Source organism: Pseudoalteromonas sp. G5_S1_54_S4 (genome assembly GCF_054968565.1).
The window spans coordinates 1-15,930 of record NZ_JBQKUL010000043.1; the positions used below are offsets into that span (position 1 = coordinate 1).

Consider the following 15,930-nt stretch of genomic DNA (forward strand, 5'->3'; position numbering starts at 1 on the left):
GTAATAGGTGTCGTAAAGTTCACCACGTGATTGTGCATCCTCCGCCTCTTCACGCGACATAAATTCACCATCAGCGATAATATTGCCCATACCATCATTCAATTTATCTAGTTGCTCGTTTTCTTTCGACGACTGCTCATCGCTTGTAAATATACTTACCAACAAGTAGATAGCCCCGACCAATACACACACAAACGTTTCAAGCATATTCATTCCTCCAAACTAAATTCGTTGCAAAAGCAAAAGCTAAGGATTCCTTAGTATCTAGATTCAATTAAAGCTAAGAAACTCTTAGTTTTCAAGTTAAGAATAATAAATAATGAAAACTAATGACGAATCACCATTTCCAAAGCGCTTAAAAGAGGCAAGAAAAGCAAAAGGGCTATCACAAAAACAGTTAGGTATTTTAGCTGGAATGGATGAGTTTGCGGCATCAGCAAGAATGAACCAATACGAAAAAGGCGTGCATGCTCCAGACTTTAAAACAGTAAAAGCACTTGCTGATATTTTAGAGGTGCCCACTGCTTATTTGTATTGTATTGAAGATGAGCTGGCAATTGTTATTAGGGAATGGTGCTTATGATACCTCCCCCATGCGTCTTCACCTCAAATAACTATCCCTTATAGAGGTTATTTGAAAGCTCCTTTGTTAAGAAGGCCTTTTATCAATTGCTAAGCTTCTCCATAACATCTTGTGTATATAGACAATAGAAGTTTGCTCTATGAGTTTAGGAGTTAAGTTTTGAGTTCTATCATGGCTCCACTTTACAGTGCTGGTCCCATCAACTTTGATACCAACAATGCCTATTTTATATAGCGTATACAAAATATTCTGCCTAACTTGAGTCATGAAGGAGAGAGATGATGGATAGCTAGATTTGACATAGTCATGTGCGCTTTTGACGGCCAAATCACCTTGCTCTTTAGGGATTTCTATTAATCCCAAAATAACTTGCTCTAATTCTTCATCTAAAATGCTAGAAACTTTAAATTTACTATTTTTATGATGTAATAGTTCAATATATTTTTCTAACAATTGGTGCTCAGTTCGCCATTCAAATTTAAGCGACTCCAAACGCCCTTGAGAATAAGCTAGTTCTGCTTGCTTAATCATTGAACCTGTAATTTCAGTTTTTCCTTGTGCTTCAATAAGACACTCATTAACAAATATAATAGCATCTCTGGGCCTCATCAATGTCCTATCTAAAATATAATCAAGAGGTGTAACCTTATCTATTTTATTCGGAAAGATATCTTCAAAAAAAACTTCACTATTAGTGTATTTGTTCTTTAGTAATTGATTAATCCTCATATCTAACAGGCTTTTGAGCTGAGGACGATTCCATCCCATTTTTAAATAAAAACTATTGTACTTCTCCGGTTGAAAGCCTGAATCTTTAGTCTTATCCAGCACTCGATGAAGCAAGTCTGTTCTAAGAGTAATAACTATTTTTACCGGTTTTATTGCTCTAAACTTTTTAATTGTTTCAATTAAAGCTTTGATTAACTTATATCTAAGCTCATCATCTACCCAGTTTTCATCAAGTCTATCTATAACAATAAATGTTTTTTGCTTTCGGTCATTAAAAATATCATCAGCAAGAATATTTACCAACTTTGCTAATTTTTCAATTTGGACAGTATTTACAACTTTTTTTCCATGGTGGATTACTTCTGACTTAACCTCTTCTGTCATTGCCCCTCCTGCACCTCCAGTGATTTTTACACCTGGTACATTTGAAGAAATCGAAGATTTTAGGCTTGCTTCAAGCTTTTCTGTTAATTCTTTGATTCTGGTTTCAGTATCGACCCAAAATTTGTCCCCCCACTCTTCAATATACTTTAAGGCTTGTTGTTTTTTATAATTACCTGACAGTAGGTTGGTTATTAAATCAATGAAGTTGGTTTTTGCTTGAATGGAGTCAATGTTATATTTATATTTGATAAGCTCAACTGCAAAAGTATGCTGCCAAAGCAAATTATAAAAAATATCTAAATTTACACCTAAACCCTCAAAGAAATTTAAGACTGTAGAATTTGAAATATGTCTTAACGCTAAAGATTCAGGTTCAATCCTAATAACATTTTCAGAGCTACTTTCCAGTTGCTCCAAAAGAGCACTCTTTCCAATGCCTGTTCGACCTAAAACAATTGATTGCGGGGCTTCTGTATTTTCTATAACTTCAAAGTCACCAATATCAACAAAACAATCAGCTAAGAAGTTTAAATCGTTTTCTGCATCTGCCTCACCAATAGACATATGCTTCTTAAATACAAAATCTTGTTTAGGACTTTTCGCCATTCTATTTCCATATAAACCTAAGAATCTTCAACCTATATACTTTCACATGTTGGGCAAAACTTAAACTATGTTGATTAAAATAGCTTTAAGATTTGAATTTTTAAAATGAGGCATCATGAGCAATGGCCTCCTCTTTTCTGGGCTTCGCCCATACCCCGCTATGTAGAAGCCTAAAATAGGCTCGCACATAGCGGGGTATGGGCTCTAGAGCATCTTATACGCAGATTTTTATTTGCAGATTGAAATTTAAATTAAAGCTGCTAATCTAAATATTAATCAAGCCCTTCGGGCAAGAAAAAAACAGGCGCTTTTCTGCTGCCTTCAACACGATGTTACATTCTCTGTAACCCCCATTTCAGAAGCTTTCAGCTTCATCATAAAACCAAGTATTTTGATTTTTAGGCGCGATCAGTCCGAGCCTTACGCATGCGTAAAACAGGGGCGAATAGGCGTTAGCCGCTGAGCTTTATCAGCCAGTTTTTCTTACAATCACACCGGAGAATAACTATGACCTTTAATGCTAAAGCAGAAGCATTGCGCCTAAAAAATGAGAAAAAATTGATCAGTAAAAAACGATTTAAGCCATCCAAGCTCGATAAACATAAACAACGACTTCTAGCTCTTTACGAAGAAGATACGAATATAGCCAACCTACAAAGATGGCTCTTGCGTAAAGGAGTGAGAGTACATTGGACAACTGTAAAACGGTGGGTTGGTAAAAATGCCTAAGTTCGCAAAACCAGAAACGCAAGCAGAAAAGCTAGCTAAAAACTTATTTAAGCACAAAATTATTAAATCTCTAGGTACTGCTCGAAGTTATAAAACTGCACTTATCAAAATAGCTCGGTGGTCAAAAGATATTGGCATTAATGGTGTGCAAGGTATGAGCCTTCAAGATGCTTATAAATATCTTGATTACCGTAGTGAGTTTGCAGGCCAAAAAACACTGGATATGGAACGGCAAGCAATTCAAGCTATGTTTAAACTCAACGGCAAACTTGGTCCTAAAGAAACACTGACTGTAATAAAATCCGAAAAAGAGATAATCGAAAAGTCTCGCGCCTACACTCCTGCTCAAGCTCATGCTATTAGTGAACATCAAACTAGAAAGTATAATTTATCTACACAAATAGCCTACGCAGCAGGATTAAGAGCCCATGAGCTATTAACTATAGCCAGAGTATCAGAGCGAAAAGCAGATAGCCGTCCAGCGCTAGACAGCAAATGGCTTGGTCGAGAAGGTAGTATTTATACAGTGAAAGGCAAAGGTGGCCTAATCCGTGATGTACTAATACCTAACGCACTGGCTACACAGCTGGAACAAAGGCGCTTAGCACAGCCTATAACGGTTCGTGATAGGGAAATTAACTATTTGCAACGTTATGATATTGGTGGTGGTCATAAATGGTCATGCTCATTCTCAAAAGCATCTAGCCGCACACTTTTTTTTTCTAATGGCGGACATGGCCTCAGGCATAGCTACGCGCAAGAGAGAATGGCTGAGCTAAAAAGCTTAGGTTTAAGTAGAGCAACGGCTCTCGAAACTGTATCGCAAGAGCTTGGCCATTTTAGAGCTGAAATTACTGAGGTTTATTTAAAGTAATAACTTTTCCCGAAGCTTTAAAGCCTCTCGTTGCTGCAACCATACAGTTTAGACTTTCAAGACAAACCAGTATTTAATAATCAGAGGCATGAACAGCACAAAAATATAACCTATTTAAAGTGCAACCTTTCAGCCTCAATTTGAGCGAAATGATCGGGACTATTAACCGAAATTGAAGGGCAGTTTTTACTCAGTTCTAATCGATATAATCTATCTAAAGGGTTTTCAAGTTTATTTCCTACATAATTTTCTGGCTCTTTCCATTTAGCTGGATAATAATTACACAACGTTTTAAAGAAAAATGCTTTTGGGGTTAAGATCCGATCTACGGGCCATCGATTTTCAGCATGAAACCCAATATGAAAATGAGCAGCTGGATGATAAAATTTACAGTGTTGATCTAAAGATAAATCGTAGCGAATTACTGGAATATCACTCATAAAATCAGCCTCTGATGTGAGCTGGTCATATTCGATTTCAGAAATTTCATCATTTTGGAGTAATTCCAAAGCATCTCTACGCTCTGATAGATACCCAGTAAATCTATATGGATTTGGATAATAAGCTAATCTCACGTCACGTTCAGGCTCTGTTTCTGTAAACTGGAACACTGCTTTATCGGTTAGCATTAAATTGAATGATTGATAAGAAACAATAGCATCATAGACCTCCTTATAAGATTTAGCCCGACGGGTCATATGCTTTACTTCTGCAGGAGCAGTAAAAGAGTTACTGGCACCTGCTTGCAGCAATACCCCATATTTATCAGCTAAAGCGATAGTCGCCTTAATGCTTTGATTAAAGCTTTGACGAATCATCGGAAACTGCATCTTTGAAATCAAATCCAAATTCTATTTGCAACTGCTCTTTTGTATAGCCTTGCTCAATTAGCTCACTATAAGCCTCTTGGATTTTTAATATTTGCTGAGGTTTTTCATCATGGTCCCTTTTTATTTTTTCAGTATCAGGAACTGTGAACCGTAAACTCGGACTATTGGCTATGCTTTGCTTAATTTCAGAAAAGAATCCTTCAACTCTACTACCTATCCCACTAACTTTTAACCAAGCCTTAGTTCTAGTAAATGCAGTGAATATTTTATTTCTACCACTCCGAGTATTTCGTATAGGGAAAAGAGCATCAAGACCAATTGCGTATACCTCTATTGATTCATTACCTTTGGCTCTATGCACTGTAGTGAAGGTAACCATATCTTCTAACTTGAAAGGTGGAGCAGCTGAGGAAGATGTCAGCAAATTATTCGAACGTATCCCCCTAAAAGAAAGTGTTTTGGATAACTCTGAAAAGTATGCCTTCGCATTTCTATCATCCATTGAAATTACCATAATGTCATGAGGCTTGAGACCTTGATTAATTGAGCTCTCAATACTGTTCGCGATCCACATACATTCTTTTTTAAGGTCACTCGCTTGATATAACTCTATTAGCTCATCAGGAGTTTGCTGTTCATAAATTGATAACGGACTGTTTTGCCTATCTCTTGTGATAACGGTTTCATCTCCAACTGTTAAGTCGAATCCATCTTCTAAGCGATAACCAACATCATTCCAGTGAGCTTCATTCTCAAGTGTTTGTACTGGCGACTGGCTATATAATCCAAAGCCTAATGCATGCGCAGTGATGAGAACTTCTAAAGGGTTTCTGTAGCATTTATATAGTATTAGGTCATTTGTTTGCCCAAACCCTAAACTTTTACTTAGCTCTTTAAGATCTATTTTTGGTTGACCACTTTCGTCATGCCCAAACAGTTCCTCAGGAGTTCTTTGATAAACGTTAAAAATAGACTGCAATTCATCATAACCCCATATAATATTCTTAAACTTAGCTTCATCACCTTTTGATAATTCAAAACATAATTTGAAAAAACTATTCGGTAAATCCTGTGCTTCATCTATTAATATGTAATCATATTTACTTTTTACTGGCCGTGATAGAACATGCTTACAGACTTCATTAAATGGGTCTTGACTGTTAAGGGTTTTAGCCTGAGGGAAAGAAAGAGGGTTTATATCATTATCTATACACGCATTATAACAGACACCATCAATAGACTTTCCCCCCCATGCATGATGGATATCTATCATCTCCCAATTAGGCTCTGAGCCAGCAAAGTGACGATAAAATTTACCGATCATTTCTACTATTAATCCATACAAACTTTTTGTATAAAAAGTAAATAGTATCTTTTTGGCCGGATGTTGTAAGTGTATATGAGCAACTTTCATAGCAAGTACAATCGTTTTACCAGATCCCGCTAAACCTCTAATTCTTTGAGGGCCATTTATTAAGCTAATAGCTATTTTCCTTTGCTCAATATCAAAGTTAGCAATTTCGTTTTCTAACTTTATTAAGATGTTTAACTTTGATCTCGGATCTTCTGAAATTTTATTACGCTTTATTGACTTACTAAGTGCCTTAGCACCTTCTATTATTGATCTAACTTCACTAAAATGTTCTTCTGAAATAGGCTCTTCAAGATGAAGATCTGAAAGTACATCATTTATTCCAGTCAAAGAAGTTAGTATTTCACTATCACCTTCGAATTCAACATCCTGATTACAGAATAAATAGCTTTCAATATCAACAGCAAGTTTTCTCTTATTAATTCTCAGCATCTTGCTTTTTTTAATAGCAGCCTCTATGAAATTATAGACCTGACTTAAATTTTCATCATCACCTTCAACAGATGAAGCTGTTGTACTAGAAATAAGCACTATTCCATGATTTTTCGATAGGAGGGCTATCTTAGATTTTACAGAGTGATCCTCATAATCCTTGAAAACAGGAAATCCATAATAAAGAATCGCGTCTTCAATATTAAGACTATCTTTGTTACTTTCGAGAAAATTAAGTAATTCGTTATCGATACCTTGAGGTTCAATCTCTGTTGCTATTATCTTTTCCAAGACGATGTCCATTTTAATAAATATAGATGCATATTGAGATTATCATCAAAGGTAAGCTAATTGAACTGATTTAATAAGAGCATTCTTAGGGTGTTCATTTGGTAAATTTCTAGATATACCTATGAACAATATTTTAATAATTGATATGGAAGACTAAATCTCCCACTAAACGGAGTCATATGAATGATAGGAGCTATATACTTAAATCTTGCTTAAATACTTTAAATATAATTATACTAAAAAGTAGCACAGAGGTAGCACAGGGTAATTTCTGTTAGTAGGTGTTTACTTGGGAAGCTTGTAAAAGTGGTGGCCCCTCGCAGACTTGAACTGCGGACCTAACGATTATGAGTCGTGTGCTCTAACCAACTGAGCTAAGGGGCCATCTTTGTATAACTGTAAGCAGTTAATTTTTGAAGCGTTTAGCCACAGAGCGACTAAAGCGGGTTGCAGTATAAAAAGTTTTTAGGGGCTTGTCACTAGCAAAAAGCTTTATTTTAACAATCAAGGGGCTAACTGCTCAAATAGTAGGCTTTGAGGTTTTGTTAGTGATGAGTTTTGTAAAACAAATCCATTTATTAATAGCAGCCTGAGTAACTAATACACATACCTTTGGGAGCACTTAGCAACTCAGTATTAAATGTCCTGCTATGCTGCTACATTATTTTTTGGCAATAATGTAAATCGCATGAATTAATCCAGGGAAATAGCCGAGCAAAGTTAGCAAAATATTTAACCAAAAATGCATCCCTAGTCCTACCTGTAAAAACACACCCAGTGGTGGTAATAAAATAGAAAAAATAATTCTAATGATATCCATAATTTAATCCTTATAATGTTAGCAAAGCAAAAAGCCCAGCAGGGCTGGGCTTTAGTATAGTGTATTATTCTGCAATAACAGTTAATTCATCAACTACCTTGCGAACATCTTCAGCGTTTTTAGCAATTTCCATCGCTAATTGCTTTTCAGCATCAGACTCAACTGTACCTTTAAGAGTTACCACACCATTATCGGTATCAACATCAATGTCTGTACCACCTACTTCAGAATCAAATAAGTAACGTGTTGTGATCACTGTAGTGATTTTAGCATCTGTTAAATCACTTTCAGTGTCGTTACCCATCATTTCAGAGTCATGCTTCTTCATGTCGGAGTTTTTTACCACAGTTAGACTGTTTTCAACGTCAGTTACACCATCTAGGCTTAGCACAAGTTCTTCAGCAAGCTCTTTATCTACTTCGCTGTTTACTTTACCTGTTAGCATTACCTTGCCGTTTTTTACGTCCGTGTTGATATCAAAGTTATTTAGATTGGTGTTCATAAGCAATACTGTTTCTGCTTTCCCATCAATCCAAGCATCTTTGCTTTCGTTTTCCCAACTGCTTGCCTGAGCGCCCATTGCGGTTGTTCCTAATACTAGGGCTGCAATCATAGACTTATTAAATGTTTTCATAATCGTTCTCCTTTTGATTAAAGACACTTAAGCTAATGCGAGCATCGGGCCAACATTTTATAACCTTTAATTTCAATAGGTTAATTTAAAATAGTAGATATTGGCTTAAACCTACTAAGTAAACATTTACAGACTATTGCGTAAAAGTTTCTCGAATAGCGAAACTTACTAAATAATTGTATATTTGGTTAATCTGTCGTTAATATAATAAAGGGTCAAAAACCCAAAATTATAAACCACTGAATTTAAACAATTTAATGTTTGGTATAAGGCTTGCTTTGAAATAACCAGCAACCATAAAAGGATAATTTAAATGTCTGTTAAAATTGAAGACCGCCCTATTGAGCAAGTTCGTGAGCAAGTGATTGATCAGCTCATTTATAACTACAGCCATGGTGTTATTTCTGTAGAAGCATTTGAAAGGCGCTTAGACGACGCCATGGCAGCGAGTGACAATAAAGCACTTATGGATCTCGTTGAAGATTTAACCTTAAATACTGACCAGCAATATAAGGCGCAAAAGCACTCTCAGTTTACACCTAATTATAGCGCGCAGCATGAGACTGATGAAGAGCCACTTACATTAAGAAGCATTCTTGGTTCGAGTGAACGAAGCGGCCAATGGGTAGTTCCTCAAAACATTTATATAGAAAACTACATGGGGTCAATCAATCTTGATTTTACGGATGCTATTTTTACCCACCAACATGTCACTATTCACGTTAATTGTTATTTTGGCAGCGAAGAAATATATGTACCAGAGCACGTTAATGTAGTTTCTAAAATGTTTTGTATTTTAGGCAGTTTTGAAAATAAAACAGTGTCACTTAATAAGCGCCAAGGGCCAACGATTCACATTGAAGGAAAAACTGTTTTAGGCTCTGTGGAAGTTAAAGTTAAACGCACTATTAAAGAAAAATTTATTAGCTTTGCAAATGATCTAAAAACTCAGCTTGGCATACATGGTAAACATTATTAAATATGCTAAACATTGAATGAAGCCATAATAGTTGGCTTCATTCATATTATAAGTCGTTATTTCGCTCACTAGGTACATCACTCATGTACTCTACAAACTCAACTTCAAACCCTGCGGGATCAATATAATAAATGTTTTTTCTAAATGGATTTACAGCACCTTCTTTACTTATTGCAAAGCCCGCATGTTTTAGGCGCGCTATTACTGCATTTAAGTTATTGGTTACATAGGCAAAGTGTGCCAAACCAATTTGATGTCCTGATAGGTCGCGGTTTTTCCCTTCACCGTGATCGCTTATAGCAATATATTGCTCGTTATCACCAAAATGTACCCAGCGCCTTGCTTTACCATACCAAGTTCCTTCCCCCTCACTTCTAATTGACCAATAGGGAAACGCTGCTTGGTAAAACTTAAGCATGGCGTTTATGTCACTAACAACTAAATTTACGTGTTCTAATTTCATAACTTTCTTCCTATTAATTGAATATAGAACATCATAAAACCTCAAGTTAACTTTAGGTAAAGCGCTAATTTACAAATTTATTGTCTGTTTTTATTCCGATAAATATATTGAAAGATCATGCCTGTACAAAAAACACTCACAAGTATTTAGGCTTTATGGTTTACTTTATGGCAAAAACCGCTAAAATACGCCGGCTTAAATATATAAACGTTCTTTTACAACCCAAAGGTAATACCATGCATCCAATGTTAAACATTGCGGTTCGCGCTGCGCGTAACGCAGGCAAGCTTATTCTTCGTGCAAGTGAAGACTTATCAAAAGTTGAAGTGCAACAAAAAGGCACTAATGATTTAGTTACGAACATTGATAAAGAAGCCGAAGCCGTAATTCGTGACACTATTTTACGTTCTTACCCTGATCACTGCATCGTTGGTGAAGAGTTAGGCGAACACAAAGGTAAGGATGCTGATTACCAATGGATTGTTGACCCACTTGATGGCACAACTAACTTCATCAAGGGTATCCCTCATTTCGCAGTATCTATTGCACTTAAAGTTAAAGGTCGTTTAGACCAAGCCGTAATTTACGATCCAATTCGAGGCGAACTTTTCACCGCTTCTCGTGGTCAAGGCGCACAGTTAAACAGCAAACGTTTACGTGTATCTAAAACGGTTGAACTTGCCGGTTCTGTTCTTGCAACAGGTTTCCCTTTCAAACAAAAACACCACTTAGATGCCTATTCTGAAGCGTTTAAAGCATTATTCGTACATACCGCTGATATTCGTCGTGCAGGCTCTGCAGCACTTGATATGGCGTATGTTGCAGCGGGTCGTGTTGATGGTTTCTTTGAAATTGGTTTAAAACCGTGGGATACAGCAGCAGGCGAGCTATTAGTTAAAGAAGCTGGCGGCATGGTTGTTGATTTTGCTGGCGGTAATAACTACAACGTGAGCGGTAACGTTATTTGTGGTGCACCTAAGCTAACACAAGCGATTGTTCGTGAAATGCGCCCAGTATTATCTGAGTCGTTATTACGTTAATCGTAATACCGCACTTAAAAAAAAGGAGCCTAGGCTCCTTTTTTGCTTTTTGTTAGCCACTTTTTTTACTATTGGATAAACGCACAACAGCGGGTGCAGGCCTTCTTCGATTACAAATAAATAAGTAGCTGTGACGATAACGTTTTGCTTCTTTTTTAGCATCTGTGGCTAATGCCGCTACTTGATGGCTATTTTTACACTGCTGCAGATCCGGCTCAACTAAACCTATCGATAATGTAAGTAGAGGTACAAACTGCTTTTCGCCCTCTCGATTAGTTGCCCAATACCCTTTTCCAGCAATATGCTCTGGCGTAAAAAATACGCGTGACTGCAATTCAAATTGCGTGATAATGGTATTACAAACCTCCACCGCATCTTTTTTTTCAAACACCACCATAAAGTCATCGCCACCAATATGCCCGACAAAGTTAGCGCTGTGCGCACACGCTTTTACAGTCACATCGGCCAGAAGTTTTATCACGCTGTCCCCACTGGCATAACCATACAGATCGTTAAATTGTTTAAAATGATTTAAATCGATATAAGCTAGTGAAAATGGCTGTTTATGTTGCAGACGCTGCTCTATTACTTCACTAATTGCCACATTACCCGGTAACATGGTCAGAGGGTTAGCATGTTGGGCGTGGCGGATTTTTTCAGCGGTAATGTGCTTTAATATGTCCCTGAGCGGTGCCAAACCTAAATATTTATTATTACTTGTGATAACAATATGGCGACGAATATCAAAGTCTTGCTCTGTTATTTGCTGAGAGACAATATCAAGCATTTGATTTTCATCAACCACTAAAGGCTGTTTATCCATTAACTCAGTGACTTCACATTTATCATAAAGTGCATGCCCGTATGGCGCGGCAAACACTTCTGTTAGCTGATCTTTGTGTAACAGCCCTATTGGCTGCTGATTGCTATTTAAAACGGGTAAGCTAATTATGCGTTTGTCTTGCTCAAAAAGCGCATGAGCTTCTTTACAACGCGTATGACTGCTAATGGCAGGCTGAGCAACAGCAAGCACCCCGATAGCCATTGATTGTTCAAACTTTGAACCTGCTTGAGTCGATGTAAATGCTTGTAACTGCTTACAGTTATAGTCATAGCTTGGTTGTTGGGTGGGTCTTTCTAACAAAAATCCCTGAACATGACTTATGCCTATACTTTTAACTAAATCGAGTTCTTCAGTACGCTCAATTCCCTCAGCAATCACCGCTGTATTTGTTGCCCGCGCTAACACCACAATTGATTTTAGAAATTCTTTTTTAACTTCGCTTTGATCGCAATGATCAATAAAGTAACGATCAATTTTTACAATATCTGGGCATAACTGCGACCATTGCTTTAGACCGGAATAACCTGCACCAAGATCGTCAATAGCAATAGTGAAGCCTAGCTCTCGATAATGAGCAATGGTTTTTAACAGTAAAAAGCCATCATCTACTTTTTCTTGTTCGGTGACTTCAATCACCACACGATTAGCCGCAAGACCAAACTGTTCAATTAAATGTAAGGTTTCGCCTTTAGGGTGGCTCGGATCGAGTAGAATTTTTGGGCTGACATTTAAAAATAACTTCCCTTGTAGATTTAGTTTTACAAAGTTTTCTATGGCGCGAGAACGGCATAAAAGCTCAAGCTCTGAGATCAATTGATATTTATGAGCCGTTTCGAATAGCTTATTTGGCATCGCTAATGGGCTATTTTTAGGGCCTCGACTCAGCGCTTCATACCCAATAATAGATTGCTTAGTTATATCAAAAATAGGTTGGAACAAGGTTGTTATTGCCCCTTGTTGTAAGATTGACTCTAAGGCTTTACGTTGCTCAGTCACTACTAGCTCTGATCAAAATTAAATAAGAGTGATAAAATATCAAGCTCGTATGACAATTATATGTCTTACACGCTAAGCAATAAAAAACCGCTCACAAGGAGCGGTTTTTTAAAAAGGATAATTTAATCTCAATTAAGGCATTGAGTCTAAATCGGCACCTTCTTTTTCAATCACCTCTGGTATTAAATCTTCTTTACTTACGCCCATGGCAATAGCCACCGAGCTGGCAACGTAAACTGAAGAATAAGTACCAATAAATACACCAAATAATAGTGCGGTAGCAAAGCCATGAATAGTTTGGCCGCCCCATACAAAGAGTGCAATCAATACTAAAATAGTGGTAATTGATGTAACTAAAGTACGATTAAGTGTTTGCGTAAGTGACAGGTCAATAATTTCAATGGTGTCGTCAATACGTACTTTACGGAAGTTTTCACGGATACGGTCTGATACAACAATGGTATCGTTTAGTGAGTAACCTATCACGGCGAGTATTGCAGCCAAAATAGTTAGGTCAAACTCTAAACCAAGCACCGAGAATAAACCAATCGTAATGATTACATCGTGTAATAGTGCCCCCACCGCACCTACAGCAAAGCGCCATTCAAAGCGAAATGCCACGTAAATTAAGATACATATAAGCGCAGTTAACATGGCAAGGCCACCCTGCTCTTTTAAGTCTTCACCTACGCTTGGGCCTACAAACTCAATACGGCGCATTACTACGCTATCATCAGCTTGTTTAAGGGCAGCAATTACTTGGTTACCAATTACTTCTGCTTTTACATCATCACCGCGAGGGGCTAAACGGACCAGTATTTCTTGACTTGAGCCAAAAAGCTGTACCGATGCATCAGCAAAGTCGTTTTCAGCCAGTACATTACGTACTTTTTTCAGATCGGCAGGTTGTGAAAAACCTACCTCAACTGCTGTACCGCCGGTAAAATCTAAACCGAAATTTAAGCCTTTAACAAAAAGTGACGCCAGCGACGCTATGATTAATAACGTAGAAAAGCCCATTGCCACTTTTCGAAGAGACATGAAACGAAGGGTTTTTCCGCCCAATCTTAAAATTTGCATGTCTGCTCCTTAAATTGAAAGTTTATCAACACGTTTACCACCAATAAATAGGTTGATCACCGCACGGGTACCTACAATTGCTGTAAACATAGAGGTTAAAATACCAATTGCTAGGGTTACCGCAAAGCCTGCAACTGGACCGGTACCAACAGCAAACAAGATAATCGCCGCAATTAATGTGGTGATATTGGCATCAAAAATAGTACTAAAGGCACTATCGTAACCAAAATGAACCGCTTGTTGAGGGCTGCGGCCATCAGCAAGCTCTTCACGAATACGCTCAAATATAAGTACGTTCGCATCAACAGCCATACCCACGGTTAATACAATACCTGCGATACCCGGTAGGGTAAGCGTTGCACCTGGAATTAACGACATTACACCAATAATAAGTACTAAGTTGGCAGCCAGTGCGATATTCGCAACAAGACCAAAACCTTTGTAGTAAATAAGCATAAAGGCCAGTACAAACGCAAAACCTAAGGCTACAGCGGTCATACCTGCTTCAATGTTTTCTTGACCTAGGCTTGGCCCAACCGTACGTTCTTCTACTATTTGAATAGGCGCAACCAGTGCACCCGCGCGAAGTAGTAAACTTAAGTTATGTGCTTCAGCGGGGTTATCAATACCGGTAATACGGAATGAACGGTCAAGACGCGCTTGAATGGTTGCTACGTTAATCACTTCTTCCACTTTAATTGGTGGAAGTGCTTTACCTTCGCTATCTTTTTTACCCGATGGCTTGTACTCAATAAACACGGTAGCCATACGTTTACCAATAGCACGTTTGGTGAAGGCATTCATTTTTGCCCCACCTTTACTATCGAGTTTAATGCTTACTTGTGGACGCTGGTACTCATCTGCACCTGACTGCGCGCCAGTAATATGGCTGCCTTCAAGAATGATGCGCTTTTTTAGTACCACAGGATAACCATCACGGCTCATGATCATTTCAGTACTCGGTGGGATACGACCTTGAGCAGCGGCGCTTATGTCAGCATTTTCGTCAACTTCACGAAACTCAAGCGTTGCCGTAGCACCTAAAATCTCTTTAGCGCGAGCGGTATCTTGAATCCCTGGTAATTGCACAATAATACGTTCAGCACCTTGGCGCTGTACGTTTGGCTCTGCAACGCCAATTTGGTTGATACGGTTACGAATAATCGTTTCGTTTTGCTTGATGGCATAGTCACGAATTTCTTTTAGCTTTAGCTCACTCATAGTGGCAAAGAATGCGTTATCGTTACTGCTATCATCAATGTAAACGTTTAATGGGTAACGGCTTTCTAAAAAGCGCTCTGCGGCTTCTTTGTCTTCTTCGTTACGCATTTCTACACGCATACGCTCTGAGCCTGCTACACGGCGCACACTACGATAACGTAGTTTTTCTTCGCGCAGGTCGCTACGAAAATCTTGCTCCATTTGCTCAAGCTGATTATCAACCGCAGTGACCATATCGATTTCCATGGTGAAATGTACACCACCACTTAAATCTAGGCCTAACTTCATAGGATTACCGCCAAGCGACTTTAACCAAGCCGGTTGTGCCGGTGCCATATTGATAGCTGAGATATAATCGTCACTAAGTGAGTTACGCAATAAGTCTTGCGCTTTTAGTTGGTCTTCAACGTTTTTAAAACGAACAAGAATTTGCCCGTCTTCGAGTTTCGTCGATTTAGCGCTGACGTTATCTTTTTTGAGGATTGCGTTTACTTTGTCTACAACACTGAGGTCGACATCGGTGCCTTTAGCGCCAGAAACTTGTATGGCCGGATCGCGGCCATACAGGTTTGGTGAAGCATATAAAAGGCCAATGGCTAACACAGCTAAAACAAGTAAATACTTCCAAATTGGAAACTTGTTTAACACGGGGCCGTCCTTATTATTTTTATAGCGACTTCATTGTGCCTTTAGGCAGTACAGCAGATACTGCTGATTTTTGTACAGTTACTTCTGCTTGCTCATTTAATGAGATCACGATGAAGTCTTTATCTTCAGCAATTTTTACGATTTTACCCACTAAACCACCTTGGGTTAGCACTTCATCGCCTTTTGCCATCGCGCTCATTAAGCTTTTATGCTCTTTTACGCGCTTAGCTTGCGGGCGGTAAATTAAAAAGTAAAAAACCAAACCAAAAATCGCTAACATAATTAGCATTTCCATACCGCCGCCTGCTGCAGGTGCGCCAGCGCTTGCATGTGCGTTTGAAATAAATAAACTCATAATACTTCCTCTTTAATTTT

Annotated in this window: 16 protein-coding genes and 1 tRNA gene; 5 read left to right on the forward strand and 12 right to left on the reverse strand. The window is 38.2% G+C overall.

What is annotated here, in order from left to right; translation table 11 throughout:
* A partial coding sequence (locus ACTRWE_RS14940; RefSeq protein ID WP_237131938.1) for a hypothetical protein occupies positions 1-207 on the reverse strand: 207 nt, incomplete at its 3' end.
* A gap of 112 nt (positions 208-319) precedes the next feature.
* Here ACTRWE_RS14940 and ACTRWE_RS14945 point away from each other — a divergent pair.
* Positions 320-583, forward strand: a complete 264-nt coding sequence (locus ACTRWE_RS14945; RefSeq protein WP_462880244.1) for a helix-turn-helix domain-containing protein — start codon at positions 320-322, stop codon at positions 581-583.
* A gap of 66 nt (positions 584-649) precedes the next feature.
* Here ACTRWE_RS14945 and ACTRWE_RS14950 read toward each other — a convergent pair whose 3' ends face one another.
* The gene (locus tag ACTRWE_RS14950) at positions 650-2,302 is read right to left on the reverse strand and encodes a P-loop ATPase, Sll1717 family (RefSeq protein ID WP_462880245.1); all 1,653 of its coding nucleotides are present in this window, start codon (positions 2,300-2,302) and stop codon (positions 650-652) included.
* Between the two features lie 507 nt (positions 2,303-2,809).
* On the opposite strand from ACTRWE_RS14950, the gene ACTRWE_RS14955 reads away from it, so the two are divergent.
* Both ACTRWE_RS14955 and ACTRWE_RS14960 read left to right on the forward strand, forming a co-directional pair.
* Positions 2,810-3,031 carry a hypothetical protein gene (locus ACTRWE_RS14955; RefSeq protein WP_462880246.1) on the forward strand — a complete coding sequence of 74 codons (222 nt, stop codon included), beginning with the start codon at positions 2,810-2,812 and terminating at the stop codon, positions 3,029-3,031.
* Positions 3,024-3,905, forward strand: a complete 882-nt coding sequence (locus tag ACTRWE_RS14960; RefSeq protein WP_462880247.1) for a site-specific integrase — start codon at positions 3,024-3,026, stop codon at positions 3,903-3,905. The genes ACTRWE_RS14955 and ACTRWE_RS14960 overlap by 8 nt, the downstream gene beginning before the upstream one ends.
* Before the next feature lie 110 nt (positions 3,906-4,015).
* Here ACTRWE_RS14960 and ACTRWE_RS14965 read toward each other — a convergent pair whose 3' ends face one another.
* The 5 genes from ACTRWE_RS14965 to ACTRWE_RS14985 form a co-directional block, all read right to left on the reverse strand.
* Positions 4,016-4,723: a DUF2290 domain-containing protein gene (locus ACTRWE_RS14965; protein ID WP_462880248.1), complete on the reverse strand. Its 708-nt coding sequence runs from the start codon at positions 4,721-4,723 to the stop codon at positions 4,016-4,018.
* On the reverse strand, positions 4,704-6,830 hold the full coding sequence (locus tag ACTRWE_RS14970) for a DEAD/DEAH box helicase (RefSeq protein WP_462880249.1): 2,127 nt from the start codon (positions 6,828-6,830) through the stop codon (positions 4,704-4,706). The genes ACTRWE_RS14965 and ACTRWE_RS14970 overlap by 20 nt, the downstream gene beginning before the upstream one ends.
* A gap of 307 nt (positions 6,831-7,137) precedes the next feature.
* A tRNA-Ile gene (locus tag ACTRWE_RS14975) sits at positions 7,138-7,214 on the reverse strand.
* 277 nt (positions 7,215-7,491) lie between these two features.
* Positions 7,492-7,650 carry a YqaE/Pmp3 family membrane protein gene (locus tag ACTRWE_RS14980; protein WP_008466367.1) on the reverse strand — a complete coding sequence of 53 codons (159 nt, stop codon included), beginning with the start codon at positions 7,648-7,650 and terminating at the stop codon, positions 7,492-7,494.
* A 64-nt stretch (positions 7,651-7,714) separates the two neighbouring features.
* Positions 7,715-8,284 (reverse strand): BON domain-containing protein, encoded by a 570-nt coding sequence (locus ACTRWE_RS14985; RefSeq protein WP_262977380.1) that lies wholly within the window; start codon positions 8,282-8,284, stop codon positions 7,715-7,717.
* A gap of 313 nt (positions 8,285-8,597) precedes the next feature.
* Between ACTRWE_RS14985 and ACTRWE_RS14990 the strand changes: the two genes are divergently transcribed.
* Positions 8,598-9,263, forward strand: coding sequence for a LiaF domain-containing protein (locus tag ACTRWE_RS14990; protein ID WP_462880250.1), 666 nt, complete (start codon positions 8,598-8,600; stop codon positions 9,261-9,263).
* A gap of 46 nt (positions 9,264-9,309) precedes the next feature.
* Here the strand turns inward: ACTRWE_RS14990 and ACTRWE_RS14995 are convergent, their stop codons facing one another.
* Complete coding sequence (locus tag ACTRWE_RS14995; protein WP_028835578.1) at positions 9,310-9,726, reverse strand: VOC family protein; 417 nt, start codon at positions 9,724-9,726, stop codon at positions 9,310-9,312.
* Between the two features lie 236 nt (positions 9,727-9,962).
* On the opposite strand from ACTRWE_RS14995, the gene suhB reads away from it, so the two are divergent.
* Complete coding sequence (gene suhB, locus ACTRWE_RS15000) at positions 9,963-10,766, forward strand: inositol-1-monophosphatase (protein ID WP_010391751.1); 804 nt, start codon at positions 9,963-9,965, stop codon at positions 10,764-10,766.
* Positions 10,767-10,818: 52 nt separating this feature from the next.
* Here suhB and ACTRWE_RS15005 read toward each other — a convergent pair whose 3' ends face one another.
* The 4 genes from ACTRWE_RS15005 to yajC all read right to left on the reverse strand — a co-directional run bounded on the left by ACTRWE_RS15005 (position 10,819) and on the right by yajC (position 15,910).
* Positions 10,819-12,606, reverse strand: coding sequence for a GGDEF domain-containing protein (locus ACTRWE_RS15005; RefSeq protein WP_138562574.1), 1,788 nt, complete (start codon positions 12,604-12,606; stop codon positions 10,819-10,821).
* A gap of 132 nt (positions 12,607-12,738) precedes the next feature.
* On the reverse strand, positions 12,739-13,686 hold the full coding sequence (gene secF / locus ACTRWE_RS15010; RefSeq protein ID WP_013465987.1) for a protein translocase subunit SecF: 948 nt from the start codon (positions 13,684-13,686) through the stop codon (positions 12,739-12,741).
* A gap of 9 nt (positions 13,687-13,695) precedes the next feature.
* The gene (secD, locus tag ACTRWE_RS15015; protein WP_350654932.1) at positions 13,696-15,555 is read right to left on the reverse strand and encodes a protein translocase subunit SecD; all 1,860 of its coding nucleotides are present in this window, start codon (positions 15,553-15,555) and stop codon (positions 13,696-13,698) included.
* Positions 15,556-15,574: 19 nt separating this feature from the next.
* Positions 15,575-15,910: a preprotein translocase subunit YajC gene (yajC, locus tag ACTRWE_RS15020; RefSeq protein WP_010391747.1), complete on the reverse strand. Its 336-nt coding sequence runs from the start codon at positions 15,908-15,910 to the stop codon at positions 15,575-15,577.
* Positions 15,911-15,930: the final 20 nt, after the last annotated feature.